A 17806-nucleotide genomic window follows, 5' to 3' on the forward strand; every position below is an offset into this window, starting at 1 on the left:
GCCATGGGATCACGATCAGACGCACCCGCACTCGCACCGGCAGACGGCCAGGCGGCCAGTGCCCCTGCAACCGGGCAGATCGTCGTCCTGTTCGTCGGCCTCATGCTCGCGATGTTCATGTTCTCTCTCAACCAGACCGTGCTGGCGACCGCCCTGCCCACCATCGTGGGCGAGCTGAATGGCGTCGACCGGATGCTGTGGATCCAGACCGGCTTCATGCTGGCGTCGACGATCCTCATGCCCGCATACGGCCGCCTGGGTGACCAGTTCGGACGCAAGTCCTTCTTCATCGCCGCCATCTCGATCTTCATCGGCGGTTCCTTCATCGGCTTCCTCGCGCCCACGATGGACTGGCTCATCGCGGGCCGGATCGTGCAGGGCGTGGGCGGCGGCGGAATGATGATCCTGTCGCAGGCGATCATCGCGAGCGTCGTGCCCGCCCGCCAGCGCGGCAAGTACATGGGCATCATGGGATCCGTGTTCGCGGTCTCGTCCGTCGCCGGACCGCTGATCGGCGGATGGCTCACCGAGGGTCCCGGATGGCGCTGGGCCTTCCTGCTGTCGCTGCCCCTGGGCGTGCTCGCGATCATCTCGACTGCTGTCTTCTTCCGCGAGGATTCGAGCACGCGCACGGGTGAGCGCTCCGTGGACGTGATCGGACTCGCGCTCATCGCCGTGTTCACCAGTTCCGTCGTCCTCGTCTCCGCGTGGGGCGGCACGCAGTTCGCCTGGGCGTCCCCGGAGATCATCGGCCTCATCGCTGCGGGTGTGCTCGCAGCCGTGGCGTTCGTCTTCGTCGAGCTGCGCGTGAGTGCGCCGATCATCCCGATGTGGCTCTTCAAGGACCGCAACTTCACTCTCGCCTCGCTCGCCGGCATCAGCATGTCGGTCGGCATGTTCGGAGTCATCTCCTACATGCCCACCTATCTGCAGATGACCCACGAGCTGACTCCCGCCAATGCGGGGCTCTCGATGATCCCGCTCATGGCCACGATGCTCGTCGTCGGCACGAGCGTGGGCTTCCTCATCGCACGGACCGGTCGTTACAAGGCATACCCGATCGCGGGTCTGTTCACGGCGACCGTGGGCATGATCCTGCTGGCGACGCTGCAGCCCGATACTCCTGTCTGGGCGCTCATGCTCTTCCTCGCGGTGTTCGGGACAGGTCTGGGCCTGGCGCTCCAGCAGCTGGTCCTCATCGTGCAGAACTCCTTCCCCGTCCGCATGGTCGGCACCGCGACCGCGTCGAACAACTACTTCCGGCAGGTGGGCGGCACACTCGGCATGTCGCTCGTCGGGACCCTCTTCACCTCGCGGCTCATGACGAACCTGGAGTCGGGCCTCAGCGCGGTCCCCGGCGGTGCGGGGGACATCGGCTCGGCGAACAGCCTCACCCCGGACCTCGTGGCGCATCTGCCGGGCCCGATGTACGACCTCGTCGTCAACGCGTACAACGACGCGCTCGTCCCGCTGTTCCTGTGGTTGGCGCCGCTCACCCTGATCGGCGGCGTCATCGCATGCTTCATCGAGCCGAAGCCCCTCGCGACGACGAACGAGCCGGTGGACACGACGAGCCTCGAGGAGAACGGCGAGCCCGCCGGACGGTGAGGGAGGCCCAGCCGCGGCCGAGCACGGGTGAGAGGATGGGGATATGACGATCCTCACCATCCTCACCAGCCCTGACAAGCCTCGGCCCGCGGTCTTCGACCGGCTGGGCGACGACGCCGAGGTCCGCTGGGTGGAAGCGGACACGCTCGCGGCCGCTCTGCCGGGCTCGGACGCACTCCTCATGTGGGACTTCTTCTCGACGGCGCTCGAGGACGCGTTCCCCACCGCCGACCGCCTGTCGTGGGTCCACGCGGCGAGTGCCGGGGTCGACTCGCTGCGCTTCCGCCGTCTGGTCGACTCCGATGTCACGGTCACGAATGCGCACGGCGTCTTCGACCAGGCGATCGCGGAGTACGTCCTGGGCGTCGTGCTCATGTTCGCGAAGAGGTCGGTGGAGAGCCTCGAGCTCCAGCGGGACCACGTGTGGCATCGCCGTGAGACGGAGACGGTTGCGGGCACCCGCGCGCTCGTCGTGGGGACCGGCGGCATCGGCAGGCGGACGGCGCGGCTGCTGCGCGCGTTCGGCGTGGACGTCGTAGGAGCCGCGACCCATGCACGCGCAGGGGACGCCGACTTCTCGCGCATCATCGATTCCGCCCATCTGGGCGAGCACCTGTCGAGCGTCGACTGGCTCATCAACGCAGCACCGCTCACCGATGCGACCCGCGGGATGTTCGACGCCTCCGTCTTCGCACAGCTGCCCTCCACCGCACGCTTCGTGAGCATCGGACGCGGCGCGTCGACGAAGACCGACGACCTGCTCGCCGCTCTCAGCGATGGCACGATCGCCGGAGCGGGCCTCGACGTCGTCGACCCGGAGCCGCTCCCGCCCGGTCACCCGCTGTGGGATGCCCCGAACACACTCATCACGGCGCATCTCTCCGGTGACACGGAGGGGTGGACGGACCGACTCGCGCAGCAGTTCCTCACCCACTGGGACCGCTGGGTGGCGGGGGAGCCGTTCCCGCAGACGGTGGACCTCCGTGCCGGCTACGTGCCCAGCGAGACCTGAGGACGTCCGATCGGGGGCCTGCGCTTCGCTCTCGCGGCGCAGGCCTGCGCCGGGGTCGGTGGACTACACCCAGCCCAGCGATCGTTCGACCGCGGCCTCCCAGCGGCCTCGGCGATGTGTGCGGTCCGGTTCGGGCATCGACGGCGTCCAGCGTCCGGTCTCCTCCCAGAGCGATTCCACGTCCTCGGTGCCGGAGTAGATGCCGCGACCGATCCCCGCGGCGAATGCCGCACCGATCGCAGTCGACTCGATCCCGCCGCGCACCACTGTGCATGCGGAGATGTCCGCCTGGAACTGCAGGAGGGCGCCGTTGACGGCCATCCCGCCGTCGGCACGGATCTCATCGATGGCGAAGCCGGAGTCGCGGCGCAGGGTCTCGATGACCTCGCTCGTCTGGAACACGGTCGATTCGAGCGCTGCACGGCTGATGTGCGCCTTCGTCGAGTACCGCGTGAGACCGACGATCGTGCCGCGGGCGTCGGAACGCCAGCGGGGGGCGTAGAGACCGGAGAACGCGGGCACGAAGTAGACGTCACCGGAGTCCTCCACGGAGTCCGCGAGCGCCTCGACCTCCGCGGAGTCGCGGATGATCCCGAGGTTGTCGCGCAGCCACTGGACGAGGGAGCCGGCGACGGCGATCGATCCCTCCAGCGCGTACTGCGCGGGGAATCCCTCCTGCTGGAACGCCACGGTGGAGATGAGGCCGCCGCTGGCGCGCTCGATCGTCGTGCCGGTGTTGGTGAGCAGGAAGCAGCCGGTCCCGTACGTGTTCTTCGTGGCGCCGGGAGTGAAGGCGCACTGCCCGAACGCGGCTGACTGCTGATCGCCCAGGACTCCCGTGATGGGGACGCCTCCCAGGAGGTGGCGGGAGGCGACCGTGCCGAAGTCGCCGATCGACGGACGGATCTCCGGCAGCAGGTCCCGCGGCACACCGGTGAGGTCGAGCATCTCCTGCGACCAGTCGAGCGTGGCGAGGTCCATGAGCATCGTGCGCGACGCATTCGTCACGTCGGTCACGTGGAGCCCTCCGTCGACGCCCCCGGTGAGGTTCCAGATGAGCCACGAGTCGATCGTGCCGAACAGCAGGCGACCCGAGTCCGCCGCCCTGCGGACCTCCTCATCGGACTCCAGCAGCCACAGGAGCTTCACGGCGGAGAAGTAGGTGGCGGGTGGCAGACCCGTGATCTCCGTGATGCGGTCACCGGCCCGCTCCGCGAGACGGGCGACGATCTCTTCGCCGCGGGTGTCCTGCCACACGATCGCCGGTGCGAGCGGACGCCCGGTCGTCGGATCCCAGACGACGGTGGTCTCGCGCTGATCGGTGATGCCGATGCAGTCGATGTCCGCCGCGGTGAACTGGGAGGTGCCGAGCACCTGTCCGATCATCTCGCGGGTGACCCGCCAGATCTCCAGAGCGTCGTGCTCGACCCAGCCTGGGCGGGGGAACGACTGGTCGAATTCGCGCGCCGCAGACGCGACCGTGCGGCCGCCCTCATCGAGGACGGCCGCACGGGTGGAGGTCGTGCCCTCATCGATCGCGAGGATGTGACCCATGGTGCTGACCCTTCAGTCGCTCAGTCGCTCAGTCGCTCAGTCGTTCAGCTGCTCAGTCGCTCACGCGGACACGGCGGGCAGCGACGGCTGGTCGAGTCCCGCCATCTGTGCGACGCACCGGATGACCTGGCAGGAGTAGCCGAACTCGTTGTCGTACCAGACGTAGACGACGGCGCGCTTCCCATCGACGATCGTGGCGAGGCCGTCGACGATGCCGGCGCGCTTGGATCCGACGAAGTCAGTGGAGACCACTTCGGGGGAGTGAATGTAGTCGACCTGGTTGCGCAGGGAGGAGTGCAGCGACGTCTCCCGCAGGAACGCGTTGAGCTCGTCCACCGTCGTCTCGCGCTCGAGGTTGAGGTTGAGCACCGCCATCGACACGTTCGGGGTGGGTACGCGGATCGCGTTGCCGGACAGCTTGCCCGCGAACTCCGGCAGCGCCTTCGACACGGCCTTCGCCGCACCGGTCTCCGTCAGCACCATGTTGAGCCCCGCAGCGCGGCCGCGGCGGGAGCCCTTGTGGTAGTTGTCGATGAGGTTCTGGTCGTTCGTGAACGAATGGACCGTCTCGACGTGGCCGTTCTCCACGCCGAACTGGTCACCGATCACCTTGAGGACCGGAGTGATCGCGTTGGTCGTGCAGGAGGCCGCGGACACCACGGTGTCCTCCGGCAGGATGGCGTCGGAATTCACTCCGTAGACGATGTTCTTCACGGAGCCCTTGCCGGGTGCGGTGAGGATGACCTTCGACGCGCCGGGGCAGGCCAGGTGCTTGCTCAGGCCCTCCTCATCGCGCCAGATGCCCGTGTTGTCCACGATGATCGCATCGTCGATGCCGTGGGCGGTGTAGTCCACCTGCGACGGGTCGTTCGAGTAGATGATCTTGATGAGCGTCCCGTTCGCCAGGATCGTCTCATTCTCCTCGTCGACGACGATGTTGCCGTCGAACGTTCCGTGGACCGAATCGCGGCGCAGCAGCGAGGCGCGCTTGACGATGTCGCCCTCGCCGCCCCGCCGCACCACGATCGCACGGAGGCGCAGGCCGGTGCCCCCGGCGCGGTCGATGAGGATGCGGGCCAGGAGTCGGCCGATGCGTCCGAAGCCGTAGAGGACCACGTCGCGGGGGGAGTCGGCGTCGCCTGCGGACTGTCCGAGCGCCGGCGCCAGCTGTTCGGCCAGCAGGGCGGCGAGGTCGCCGCCGGTGCTGCGCTGAGCCGTTGCGAGTCGTCCGAGGTCGATCGTGCTGGGACCCAGCTCCATCTCGCTCAGCTGCTGGGCGATCGCGAGGGTCTCTGCGAGGTCGAGCTCCACGCCGTCGAAGTGGCGCGCGTAGCGATGGGCCTTGATGATCCCGGTGACGGACTTGTTGAGGAGACTGCGTCCGTACACCGTGAGCAGCACGTCGTTCTCACGGTACAGGCGCCCGACGAGGGGGGTCAGCCCCTCCGCGGCGCTCTGCTTGGCGGCCCACTGCTGGGCGGCGGCCTGGATCTGGTCGGTCAAGAGACGAAACCTTTCACTCCACGGTGGTGTCCGGGTCATTGTACGCAGGTGCGCTCGAACCGTTCGCACGCGGCACCTCACGGTGTTCCAGCAGTGTTCCCCTGGTGTTCAACTGCGATCGTGTTCAACGGCGACCGTGTTCAGCCACGACCGTGTTCAACGACGGCCGGACGCCGAATCCGTCCGAGACTGATAGCGGTTGAAGCCGATGAGGGTGAGACCGATGAGTGCGGACGCCGTGATGAGGGCTCCTATCGTCTCCGTGGGGCGGTCCTCGGCGGGCCCGATGCGGGGATCGTCTGCGGGCGCAGGGGCGGTCGCGACGGTGTGGAACATCGAGTCGTCACCGGCGGTGCCCATCCACGCGGCGACCATGAGGAGGATCCGCGCGACGATGTTGAGCGAGAGCATGATAGCGATGACCGGCCCGAACAGCGCTGCGGACGGCGATCCGGAGAACATGTCGATGAGGATCGTGGCGAACTGGACGATGATGGCCAGCACGATGGCGCCGACGAGGGATCCCTTCCGCTTGGTCCCGACCGGGATCGGCGCGGAGGGCAGCAGCGTGAACACGAGGAACAGCAGCAGCCAGAACGTCGCGGCCATCACGACGATCGGCACCAGCTGGAATACCGGATCCATCCAGCCCGGAAGCTCGAGCCAGGCCACGATGACGCTGCGCAGGCTCGTCGAGACGATGGAGAGGCTGACCGCCAGCCCCGCTCCCACGAGGATCACGAGCAGGGTGATGGTGTTGTTGACGACGCGCGGGACGAACCCGTCCTCGTCCTTCTGGACACCGTCGTCCGACAGCTGCGACCGCACCGCGTCCTTGAGGTTCCCGATGAACCCCTGAGCGGTGTAGAGCGCGGAGATGATCGCCACGATGCCGACTCCGCGCCAGCCGCTGAGGAACTGCTGGAGCATGTCGACCACTGCGGCGCTGCCGCCCATCGCAGAGATCTGCTCGGTCGCAGCCGTCATGAGGTCCGGTCTGACGATCTCCAGGAAGAACCCCAGCGCGGAGAACGCGAACATGAGGATCGGGACGAGTGCGAGCACGAGGAAGTACGTGATCGCCGCGGCGAACTGGTTGCCCAGCCTCTGCCCGTACCTCGTGAGCGTGTCGCGCAGGTGGGCGACGGCGGGTCGCCGCATCAGCTGCTGGGCGGTTCCGCGGCCTGCCGCTCGCTTCGACGTGGTGAGGATGCGGTCGGCTGCGTTCGGGTTTGCAGTCATGTGCTTCATACTACGTGCGTGTCTGCCTCACGTGCAGGAACACCTGAGGGGACATGCAGGTCCGGGCCGTATGCTTGGGTCCATGCCCGTGTCTCTCGTCGCTCCGACCCGCATCCCAGCGCTCTCCATGGAGGCAGCAGCCCAGTCGCCGTCGCTGACTGATCGCTTCACGGAATGGGTCGTGACCGTCATGGAAGTCGTGGGCGCGCCGGGGGTGGGACTCCTCGTCGCCCTCGAGAACCTCTTCCCGCCCATTCCCAGTGAACTGATCCTGCCGCTGGCGGGGTTCACCGCGAGCCTGGGGGAGATGAGCCTCGTCTCCGCGATCGCCTGGGCGACCATCGGCTCGGTGGTCGGCGCACTCGCGCTCTACTGGGTGGGCCGGGCATTCGGCCACCAGCGGATCTCCCGCTGGGCGGCGAAGCTCCCGCTCGTCGATCCGGACGATGTCGACCGGACCGTGACCTGGTTCGTCCGCCACGGCGGCAAAGCCGTGTTCTTCGGTCGGATGATCCCGATCTTCCGGTCCCTCATATCGATCCCTGCCGGCATCGAGCGCATGAGCCAGAGCTGGTTCCTGCTGCTGACCATGGCCGGGTCCCTCATCTGGAACACCGTGTTCGTGGTGCTGGGATTCTGGGTCGGCGAGAACTACGCCGTGATCGAGGAGTACGCCGGCTGGTTCCAGCGCATCGTCATCGTCGTGGTCGTCGCGGCAGTCACGTGGTGGATCGTCCGGCGGGTGCGCCGGAACCGGGCCCGCAGGCCCGGTCAGCCCGGTCAGGATTCCGGCCCCGCGGCCTCGGACGCCTGAGCGAGCCGGTCCTCGGTCACATCACCCGAGCCTCGGTCACTTCACCCAGGCGTCCGCGCTGTGCGCGTGGGGAACGACTTCGTCAGCGCGCGGCGGACCGGGGGGAGTGCCCTCGCCGAAGGGGGCGTCCTCGGCCAGTGACTCCCGACCGTGGTCCTCCAGCCAGCCGGACAGATCGGGCCCGACGGGGACGACCCCGGTGGGGTTGATGTCCTCGTGGACGATGAAGTAGTGCTCCTTGATCTGCTGGAAGTCGATCGTGTCGCCGAATCCGGGGGTCTGGAACAGATCGCGGGCGTAGCCCCAGAGCGCGGGGAAGTCCGTGAGTCGCTGACGGTTGCACTTGAAGTGCGAGTAGTAGACGGCGTCGAACCGGGCGAGTGTCGTGAACAGCCGCACGTCCGCCTCCGTGATCCGATCGCCCATGAGGAAGCGGCGGGTCGTCAGCCGCTCCTCGATCGTGTCGAGTGCGGTGAAGAGGCGGTCGAACGCCTTCTCATACGCGTCCTGTCCGCCTGCGAATCCGCAGCGGTACACGCCGTTGTTGATCTCCGTGTAGATCAGGCGCATGACCGGATCCATCTCCTCGCGCAGCGACTCCGGGTACAGGTCCGGAGCCCCGTCGCGGTGGAAGCGCGTCCACTGCGAGGAGAAGTCGAGGGTGATCTGCGGGAAGTCGTTCGTGACGACGGCGCCGGTGGGGATGTCGACCACCGCGGGCACCGTGATGCCGCGCGGATAGTCGGGGAAGCGCGCGAAGAACGCCTGCTGGAGCCGCTCGATCCCCAGCACGGGGTCGACCCCGCCGGGGTCCAGATCGAACGTCCAGGAGCGCGCGTCGTGCGTGGGACCCGGCATGCCGAGTGAGATCGCGTCCTCGAGCCCCAGCAGGCGGCGGACGATCATCGTGCGGTTCGCCCAGGGACAGGCGCGTGCCGCGACGAGCCGGTAGCGACCCGTTTCGACGGGCCAATCGGCCTGCGGATCGTCGAGGATGCGGTCCTCGATGTACTGGGTGTCCCGGTTGAACTCAGCGCCCTGCTTCACATAGTTGCCGCGTGTCGAATGGTCGTCAGTCATGATGCGCTCCTGCTCCTGGCCCGGCTCGTGCTTCTGGCCCTGTGTCGGATCGTCGACGGGATCGGGCCCCGGCGGGTGCCGGGGCCCGATGCGTCAGACGCCGTAGATGTCGTCCAGCACCTCGGAGAAGTCCTTGAGGACGATGTGCCGCTTCACCGACTGCTTCGCGGAGAGGTAGCCGTTCTCCTCGCTCAGCGTCGCCGGGACGATCCTGAACTCGCGGATCGACTCCGCGCGGGACACCTTCTGGTTGACGCGGTCCACGGCCTTCGACACGGCCTCGTGGACCGTGGGGTGGATCGCTGCGTCCTCGAGGCTGAGGTCGGCACGGATCCCCTTGTTCGACAGCCAGCCCGGGAGCATCTCCTCATCGAGGAAGATCAGCGCGGCGATGAAGTTCCGGTTGTCGCCCACGACCATCGGCTGCCCGATGATGGGGTGGCGACGCAGGTCGTCCTCGAGCGGTGCGGGTGCCACGTTCTTGCCCGACGAGGTGACGATGAGCTCCTTCTTCCGGCCGGTGATGCGGAGGAAGCCGTCTGCATCGATCTCACCGATGTCGCCCGTGCGCAGCCACTCGTCGTAGAAGGAGTCCGCGGTGGCCTCGGCGTTCTTCCAGTAGCCCTGGAAGACGCTCACGCCCTTCGCGAGCACCTCGCCGTCCGGTGCGATCGCGACGGCGCAGCCCGGCAGCGGCTTCCCGACAGTGCCCATGCGGGCATCGCTCGGGATGTTCACCGTGATGGGCGCGGTGGTCTCCGTGAGTCCGTACCCCTCGATGATGTTGACGCCGATGCCGCGGTAGAAGTGGCCCAGGTGCTCTCCCAGGGGACCTCCGCCGGAGACCGCATACTCGAGCTGACCGCCCATGACCGTGCGCAGCTTGCCGTAGACCAGCTTGTCGAACAGTGCGTGCTGGACCTTGAGGCTCAGCGACGGACCGCCCTCGTCCAGCGCGCGGGAGTACGCGACCGCTGCCTTCTGCGCCGCGTTGAAGATCTTCCCCTTGCCGTCCGCCTCCGCCTTCGCGCGTGCGGAGTTGAACACTTTCTCGAACACGCGGGGCACGCCGAGGATGTAGGTGGGGCGCACCTCGGAGAGCGTGTCCGTGAGGCGACCCAGATCGGAGGTGTGGGCGAGCACGCTGCCGACGTTGATGGCGAGCATCTGGACGAAGCGCGCGAACACGTGCGCGAGCGGCAGGAACAGGAGGCAGACGGAGCCGGGCGAGAAGACGGCGGGCACGTGCTGCTGGGCGGCTGCGACCGTCTGCACGAAGTTCCCGTGCGTGAGCACGCAGCCCTTCGAGCGACCGGTCGTGCCGGAGGTGTAGATGAGGGTCGCCGTCGTGTCGGGCGTGACGGCCGACCGACGGGATTCGAGCTCGTCATCGGTGACGGCCGCGCCGAGCGTGCGGAGCTCGTCGAGGCCGTCCTCCCCGAACACCCAGACGGGCACCGTGCCGGCCGTGATCCCCGCGTCCTGGGCGCCGGTGCGTGCGCGATCCGCGTGCTCGCGCGTGTGGACGAGGCCGAACCGCACACCGGCATCCTCGATCATCCAGCCGAGCTGATCGCGTGAGGAGGAGTCGTAGAAGGGGACCGTCACGCCGCCGGCGAACCAGATGGCGTAGTCGCAGACCGTCCACTCGTACGAGGTCGCACCGAACAGTGCGACGCCGCCCTCCGGCTCCAGGCCGGCCGCGATGAGGCCCTTCGCGACGGAGGCGACGTCCTCGACGAACTGAGCACCGCTCACGTCCTCCCACTCGCCCGGCGATGTCTCGCGCAGCATCAGCGGAGCGGCTGGATCGGCCTGAACGCGGTCGAGGAGGACATCGGTGATCGAATCGCCGAGCCGGAAGTCGATCCCGTCGCCCGGCGTCTCGGTCTGCGGCATTGTCATCGAGCCCATGGTGGTACCTCTCTGCAGCGGTGCGGAACCCTCATCGTACTGGGACGTAACCTCCGTCACGAAACTCGAGCGGTCTGCAGTCGTGCCCGACTCCGCGCGGCCCGACAGGTCTAGGATGGGATGGTCCCTACGCCTGCCTCCGGAAGGATCCCCGCTGATGACCGCTTCATCCGATCAGACGAGCCCCGTCGACCATCGGTACGACGCCGCTCTTGCGGATCGGATCGAGGGGAAGTGGCAGCGCCGCTGGGCGGAGGAGAAGACCTTCTCCGCTCCCAATCCGGTGGGAGACCTCGCGGTGGGCGCGGGCCCGGACGCGGCAGCGCGTGCCGATCGGAGCGAGCGGGACCACGTCTACCTGATGGACATGTTCCCCTACCCGTCCGGCAGGGGACTGCACGTCGGCCACCCCCTGGGGTACCTCGCCACCGACGTCTACGCCCGGTACCACCGCATGCGCGGCCACAACGTGATGCACGCGCTCGGCTACGACTCCTTCGGCCTGCCCGCAGAGCAGTTCGCCGTCCAGACGGGCCAGCACCCGCGGGTGACGACGGAAGAGAACATCGCGAACATGCGGCGGCAGCTGTCCCGGCTGGGTCTGGGGCACGACGCCGATCGCACGTTCTCGACCACGGATCCCGACTTCGTGCGCTGGACGCAGTGGATCTTCCTGCAGATCTTCAACAGCTGGTACGACCCGGAGGCCGCCGACGGGGCGGGCGCCGCGCGTCCGATCGAGACACTCATCAGCCAGTTCGAGGACGGCCGTGCGACGGGCCGTGACCGCGGATGGTCGGATCTCACCGCCGCAGAGCGCGAAGACGTCCTCCAGGAGCACCGCCTGGCCTACATCTCCGATTCGCCGGTTAACTGGTGCCCGGGACTGGGCACCGTCCTCGCGAACGAGGAGGTCACCCCGGAGGGCCGCTCCGAACGGGGGAACTTCCCCGTGTTCACCCGGCGCCTGCGCCAGTGGAACATGCGCATCACGGCGTACGCGGATCGTCTGGCGGACGATCTGGACCTCGTCGAGTGGCCGGACGCGGTCAAGCAGATGCAGCGCAACTGGATCGGCAGGTCCACCGGAGCGCTGCTGCGGTACCCGGCAGACTCCGTGGAGATCGAGGTCTACACGACGCGGGCCGACACCCTGTTCGGGACGACCTACCTGGTCCTGTCGCCGGAGCACCCCCTGGTCGACGTGCTGACGCTCGACGCGTGGGACGCGTCAGTCCCGGAGTCCTGGCGCGGCGGTGCCGCGACCCCGCGCGAGGCCGTCGCCGCCTACCGTCGCGCGGCCGCCGCGAAGACCCCGGTCGAGCGGCAGGAGGACCGGACGAAGACCGGCGTCTTCACCGGCACCTACGTCGAGAACCCGGCGACCGGCGCGAGCCTGCCGGTGTTCGTCGCCGACTACGTGCTCATGAACTACGGCACGGGCGCCGTCATGGGCGTGCCCGGTGAGGACGCGCGGGACTGGGACTTCGCGAAGGCGTTCGGGCTGCCCTACATCCGCACGGTCCAGCCGCCCGCCGACCACGACGAGGACACCGTGTTCACGGGCGACGGCGCGAAGATCAACTCCGCGAACGACGAGATCGACCTCAACGGCACGACCATCGAGGAGGCGAAGGCGAGCACGCTCGCGTGGCTCGAGGGCAAGGGGCTCGCCGAGGCGTCGACCCAGTACCGCCTGCGCGACTGGCTGTTCTCCCGCCAGCGCTACTGGGGAGAGCCCTTCCCGATCGTCTACGACGAGGACGGCTCGCCGCACGCGATCCCCGACGAGCTGCTCCCGGTCGACCTGCCCGAGGTGCCGGACTTCTCGCCGCGCACGTTCGCCGCCGACGACGTGGACAGCGATCCGGAGGCTCCGCTGAGCCGGAACCGCGAGTGGGTCGAGGTGACCCTGGACCTGGGCGACGGTCCGCGCACCTACCGTCGCGACACGAACACCATGCCGAACTGGGCGGGCTCCTCCTGGTACCAGTTCCGCTACGCCGACCCGCACAACGCCGAGGCGTTCGCGGCGCCTGAGAACGAGACGTACTGGCTGGGGCCGAACAGCGCGAAGCCGGCCGGCGGTGCAGACCTCTACGTGGGCGGCGTCGAGCATGCCGTGCTCCACCTCCTGTACTCGCGGTTCTGGCACAAGGTGCTCTTCGACCTGGGTCACTCCACGTCGTTCGAGCCGTTCCACCGCCTCATCAACCAGGGGTACATCCAGGCCTACGCCTTCACCGACGCACGCGGCGTGTACGTCCCTGCGGACGAGGTCGAGGAGCGGGTCGGCGACGACGGCACCTCCACCTGGTGGTTCGCCGGGGAGCAGGTCAGCCGCGAGTACGGCAAGATGGGCAAGTCGCTCAAGAACGTCGTGACTCCCGATGAGATGTACGAGCAGTACGGTGCGGACACGTTCCGCGTCTACGAGATGTCGATGGGACCGCTCGAGGTGTCGCGTGCCTGGGAGACCCGTGCGGTCGTGGGCGCCCACCGCTTCCTCCAGCGCGTCTGGCGGCTCGTGATCGATGAGGAGTCCGGCGCCCTGCGCGTCACCGACGAGCCGGCGGATGCGGAGACCCTGCGGGTCCTGCACCAGACGATCGCCGGGGTGCGGGACGACCTGGAGAACTTCCGCAACAACACGGCGGTGTCGAAGCTCATCGTGCTCACGAACCACCTCACCAAGTCGGCATCCGCCCCGCGTGAGGCGGTGGAGCCGCTGACCCTCATGCTCGCCCCGCTCGCCCCGCACATCGCGGAGGAGATCTGGGAGCAGCTCGGCCACGAGGAGACCCTCACGTACGAGGACTTCCCTGTGGCGGATGAGGCACACCTCGTGGCGGACACCGTCACAGCGGTCGTGCAGGTGAAGGGCAAGGTCCGCGCACGGCTCGAGGTCGCCCCGGACATCTCCGCGGACGACCTGGAGCGCCTGGCGCTCGAGTCGCCCGGTGCTGTGCGGGCACTCGACGGGGCCGGTGTGCGGAAGGTGATCGTCAAGGCGCCCAAGCTCGTCAACATCGTGCCGGACGCCTGACACCCGACACCTGAGCGGGCCGCTGCGGGGCCGGGCTAGGCTGGTCGTATGACCACCCCGACACCCGCAGCGATCCGCTCCGCACTGGGCGTGCGCCCCTCCATCGATCCGCATGCGGAGGTCGAGCGGCGGATCAGCTTCCTCGTCGAGTACGCGCGCCGGACCGGATCCCGGGGATTCGTCGTCGGGATCTCCGGCGGCCAGGATTCCAGCCTCGCCGGTCGACTCTGCCAGCTGGCGGCCGAAGACCTGCGGCAGCAGGGGATGCGGGCACGCTTCTGTGCGCTGCGCCTGCCGTACGGATCACAGCAGGACGCCGCCGACGCGTCGCTCGCACTCGATTTCATCCGGCCGGACGAGATCGTCGACTTCGACGTGCAGCCCGCGACCGACGCCCTGGTCAGGACTCATGACGAGGCCACCGGGCGTCCTCTTGCGGACTTCCACCGCGGCAACGTGAAGGCACGGATGCGCATGATCGCGCAGTACGCGGTCGCGGGCGCGCGAGGGTCCCTGGTGGTGGGCACCGACCACGCGGCCGAGGCGCTGACCGGGTTCTTCACGAAGTTCGGCGACGGTGCCGCGGACCTCGTCCCCCTCGCCGGGCTGACGAAGCGGCAGGGGGCCGCGATGCTGCGTGCTCTCGGCAGCCCCGACCGCCTGTGGGAGAAGGTGCCCACGGCTGATCTGCTCGATGAGTCGCCGGGGGAGACCGACGAGAGCTCACTGGGTGTGAGCTACGCGGAGATCGATGATTTCCTGGAGGGCCGTGACGTGCCCGCGACCGTCACGCGGACTCTCACAGAGAAGTTCTCCGTGTCCGAGCACAAGCGCCGCACCCCTCCGGGACCCGACGACGACTGGTGGTGAGCGACGACCGGTGGCGGGCCTCGACCGGTGGTGGGGCTCGACCGGTGGTGGACCTCGGGAGCGGTCAGTCGTCGGTGATGATCCGGGTCAGTCCTCGAGGAGGCTGCTCACGAGGACGACGCGGGAGAACTCCGACCGCGCCGTGAGGAATGCGTCCGCGTGCTCCTCCCCGGAGCGCTTGGCATCGGCGAAGGACTGCCAGCCGCCCTCACGGGTGTCGCCCGGGACCAGCACGCGCTGACCGTCGAACTGAGCGGTCTCCGTGCGGATCCACTGATCGAGCGCACGAGCTGCGCGATAGAGGGACATGAAGGCGCGATGGACCTGGGGCTCGTCGAACCGCGTGTGCGAATTGTCGGCGAGGAACGCGGTCAGGGGCGCCGTGAGCTCCTCGGGGAAGTCGGTGACCTCCGCCTCGATCCGGAGTCTGCGGACGATCCCGTCGTCCTCCGGGAACGTCGCCTCGATGTCCGCGGCGATCTTCGCGTCCGCCCGTGCGAGCTCCTCCTGCGGGGTCTGGCTCAGCTCGACCGGGATATAGTCGTCGTGAGCGCTGGCGGCCTCGGACACGAGCGCGTCAATGCGATCCTGGAGATGCGTCCACGTGCGCGACCACCCGATGACAGCCCCGAGCACGAGCAGCACGGCGAGCAGGAGCAGCACCCACGCGATCCCGTGGAGCGGCGGGATGAGTGCGCAGACGAGCAGGATCGCCCCCGCGGCGGCCACGACGACGGCGGACGGGGTGTTGACGAGGAAGTCACCGATACGCTTCACTCCCTCAGAGTACCTGCGCGGCCGGTGTCGCCTAAGCTGATGCGCGTACCGCGCGTCGCCTGGATGCGAGCACGACGATGAGAAGGAGCGCCATGACGACTGTGTCCGTGGTGGGTGTGGGATACCTCGGAGCCGTGCACGCGGCATCCATGGCATCGATCGGTCACACGGTGATCGGTGTGGACGTCGATGAGCGGAAGCTCGCGGAGCTGTCGGCGGCGCGCGCGCCGTTCTTCGAGCCCGGACTGCCGGAGCTGCTGGAGCAGACCCAGGACGGCGACCGGCTGTCGTTCACCTCGGACCCGTCCGCAGTCGCGCCGGCCACGGTCCACTTCGTCTGCGTGGGGACACCGCAGCGTGCGGACGGCCTGCACGCGGACCTCACGTACGTGCACGCGGCGGTCGATTCGATCCTCCCGCACATCGGCCCGGGCCATCTGGTCGTCGGCAAGTCGACGGTGCCGGTCGGCACGGCGGCGGAACTCGCGGGGAAGGTGCGCGCGACTGGCGCTGAGCTCGCGTGGAACCCCGAGTTCCTCCGCGAGGGCAAGGCGGTGCAGGACACGCTGCGTCCCGACCGACTGGTGTACGGAGTGCCGGACGGCGAGCCCGGCGAGCGCGCGACGCAGCAGCTCGACGAGGTGTATGCGACGGTCCTGGACCGCGGGACACCTCGCATCGTCGCCGACTACCCGACAGCGGAGCTCGTCAAGACCGCGGCGAATTCGTTCCTGGCGACGAAGATCTCGTTCATCAACGCGATGGCGGAGCTGTGCGAATCCGCCGGAGGCGACGTCACCGTGCTGGCGGACGCGATCGGCATCGACGACCGGATCGGCCGCAAGTTCCTCAACGCGGGCCTGGGCTTCGGCGGCGGCTGCCTGCCGAAGGACATCCGCGCCTTCATCGCCCGGGCCGACGATCTGGGCGCAGGGGAGGCTGTGAGCTTCCTCAAGGAGATCGATGCGATCAACCTCCGTCGTCGTGAGCGGATGGTCGAGCTGGCGCTCGGCGTCTGCGACGGTGACATCGAGGGCGTCCGCATCACGGTGCTCGGCGCCGCCTTCAAGCCCGACAGCGACGACACGCGCGATTCGCCCGCACTGGCCGTCGCCGCGGCGCTGCACGCACAGGGTGCGATCGTCACGGTCACGGATCCGCAGGGGCTTGAGAACGCGCGTCGCCGCGAGCCGGAGCTCACCTACGAGGAGGACCTCACCACCGCGCTCACCGGAGCGGACCTCGTCCTCCTGCTCACCGAGTGGTCGCAGTACCGGGACCTCGACCCCGTCGCCCTGAAGGAGCTCGTGGCGCAGCCGCGTCTGCTCGACGGCCGCAACGTGCTCGATCCCGCCGCATGGCGCGGCGCAGGCTGGACGTACCGCGCACTCGGCCGACCATGAGCGCGGCGGGCGCAGCACCGCACGGACGGCGCCGGCGTCCCGGCGAGGATGACGGCGCGTCGGGAATCGGCCTGATCGTCGATTCGACGGTGCTGCTCACCCCCGACGAGCGCGCGCGCATCTCACACGTGCTCGAGGGGAGGTTCGCGGTCGTGCCGCTGTCCGTGATCGTCGACGACGTCGAGCACGTGGATGGGGAGCTCGCAGCGTCCGCACTCTGCGAGGCGATGGTGGGCGGTGCCCGCGTCAGCACCTCGATGCCGACGGTCCACGCGTTCACGGAAGCGTTCCACCGCCTGCGTGAGCTGGGGTCCGACCACATCATCGTGCTCACCCTGTCGGCGGCGCTGTCGGGCACCCACGGATCCGCGGAGGCGGCCGGAGCGCAGCTCGACGTGCCCGTCACCGTGATCGACACCCGCACGACGTCCGCCGCGGCCGGGGGCGCCGCCCTCGTCATCGTCGACGGCGTCTCCGAGGGCCGGGGCCCGGCCGCGCTGCGCTCCGCGGCGGAGGACTACCTCCGTGACGAGACCTTCGTGGTGTTCTGCCCCGCGACGCTGGAGCATCTGGAGCGCGGCGGTCGGATCGGTCGTGCCGCGTCCCTGCTGGGTCGTGCACTCTCGATCGTCCCCGTGCTCGGCCTGCGCGACGGGCTGGTCGACGCCACCGCGCGGGTGCGGACCGTGCGCAAGGCACACGCACGCATGATCACAGACGCGCTGGCCGCCGCCCGTGCGATGGGGTCCGCCGACGTGACGGTCCTCGTCTCGGAGGGATCGCTGGACGACGCGGACGACGCTGCGCGGGAGGTGCACGCCCGGATGGAGGAGGCCGCGCGTGCAGAGGGCTGGGGAATCAGCGCGGACGTGCTGTCGCCGGTGCTCACCGCGCACGTGGGGCCCGGCGCAGTGGGGATCGTCGTCCGAGGTCGCAGCTGATCCACTGGCGGTCACAGGACACTGACGGCGAGGCGCAACCAC

Annotated in this window: 13 protein-coding genes; 7 read left to right on the forward strand and 6 right to left on the reverse strand. The window is 68.7% G+C overall.

All coding sequences use genetic code 11. From position 1 onward, the window contains the following. The first annotated feature begins 3 nt into the window (after window positions 1-3). Window positions 4-1608 (forward strand): MDR family MFS transporter, encoded by a 1605-nt coding sequence (locus FM105_RS08140; RefSeq protein WP_087007140.1) that lies wholly within the window; start codon window positions 4-6, stop codon window positions 1606-1608. A 43-nt stretch (window positions 1609-1651) separates the two neighbouring features. Next, window positions 1652-2620, forward strand: a complete 969-nt coding sequence (locus FM105_RS08145) for a D-2-hydroxyacid dehydrogenase (RefSeq protein ID WP_087007142.1) — start codon at window positions 1652-1654, stop codon at window positions 2618-2620. 63 nt (window positions 2621-2683) lie between these two features. Here FM105_RS08145 and glpK read toward each other — a convergent pair whose 3' ends face one another. The 3 genes from glpK to FM105_RS08160 form a co-directional block, all read right to left on the reverse strand. Then, entirely contained in the window at window positions 2684-4174 is a 1491-nt protein-coding gene (gene glpK, locus FM105_RS08150) for a glycerol kinase GlpK (RefSeq protein ID WP_087007144.1), read from the reverse strand. Window positions 4175-4234: 60 nt separating this feature from the next. Then, entirely contained in the window at window positions 4235-5677 is a 1443-nt protein-coding gene (locus FM105_RS08155) for a glyceraldehyde-3-phosphate dehydrogenase (RefSeq protein WP_256970304.1), read from the reverse strand. A 156-nt stretch (window positions 5678-5833) separates the two neighbouring features. Then, the gene (locus tag FM105_RS08160) at window positions 5834-6919 is read right to left on the reverse strand and encodes a YhjD/YihY/BrkB family envelope integrity protein (protein WP_087007148.1); all 1086 of its coding nucleotides are present in this window, start codon (window positions 6917-6919) and stop codon (window positions 5834-5836) included. A gap of 82 nt (window positions 6920-7001) precedes the next feature. On the opposite strand from FM105_RS08160, the gene FM105_RS08165 reads away from it, so the two are divergent. Further along, the gene (locus FM105_RS08165) at window positions 7002-7733 is read left to right on the forward strand and encodes a DedA family protein (RefSeq protein ID WP_218777929.1); all 732 of its coding nucleotides are present in this window, start codon (window positions 7002-7004) and stop codon (window positions 7731-7733) included. Between the two features lie 36 nt (window positions 7734-7769). Here the strand turns inward: FM105_RS08165 and FM105_RS08170 are convergent, their stop codons facing one another. After that, window positions 7770-8813 (reverse strand): glutathione S-transferase family protein, encoded by a 1044-nt coding sequence (locus FM105_RS08170; RefSeq protein WP_087007153.1) that lies wholly within the window; start codon window positions 8811-8813, stop codon window positions 7770-7772. Window positions 8814-8906: 93 nt separating this feature from the next. Continuing rightward, entirely contained in the window at window positions 8907-10718 is a 1812-nt protein-coding gene (locus FM105_RS08175) for an AMP-dependent synthetase/ligase (protein WP_306298576.1), read from the reverse strand. A 166-nt stretch (window positions 10719-10884) separates the two neighbouring features. Between FM105_RS08175 and leuS the strand changes: the two genes are divergently transcribed. Continuing rightward, complete coding sequence (leuS, locus tag FM105_RS08180; RefSeq protein ID WP_087007158.1) at window positions 10885-13773, forward strand: leucine--tRNA ligase; 2889 nt, start codon at window positions 10885-10887, stop codon at window positions 13771-13773. 48 nt (window positions 13774-13821) lie between these two features. Further along, window positions 13822-14643, forward strand: coding sequence for an ammonia-dependent NAD(+) synthetase (nadE, locus tag FM105_RS08185; protein WP_087007160.1), 822 nt, complete (start codon window positions 13822-13824; stop codon window positions 14641-14643). 87 nt (window positions 14644-14730) lie between these two features. On the opposite strand, the gene FM105_RS08190 is transcribed toward nadE, so the two are convergent. Next, window positions 14731-15420 (reverse strand): hypothetical protein, encoded by a 690-nt coding sequence (locus FM105_RS08190; protein ID WP_087007162.1) that lies wholly within the window; start codon window positions 15418-15420, stop codon window positions 14731-14733. Window positions 15421-15512: 92 nt separating this feature from the next. On the opposite strand from FM105_RS08190, the gene FM105_RS08195 reads away from it, so the two are divergent. Beyond that, complete coding sequence (locus tag FM105_RS08195) at window positions 15513-16823, forward strand: UDP-glucose dehydrogenase family protein (protein WP_087007164.1); 1311 nt, start codon at window positions 15513-15515, stop codon at window positions 16821-16823. Further along, window positions 16820-17764: a DegV family protein gene (locus FM105_RS08200; RefSeq protein WP_179207123.1), complete on the forward strand. Its 945-nt coding sequence runs from the start codon at window positions 16820-16822 to the stop codon at window positions 17762-17764. Before FM105_RS08195 ends, FM105_RS08200 begins: the two co-directional genes overlap by 4 nt. Window positions 17765-17806 lie beyond the last annotated feature (42 nt).

Source organism: Brevibacterium yomogidense (genome assembly GCF_900163715.1).
Classification (GTDB): domain Bacteria; phylum Actinomycetota; class Actinomycetes; order Actinomycetales; family Brevibacteriaceae; genus Brevibacterium; species Brevibacterium yomogidense_A.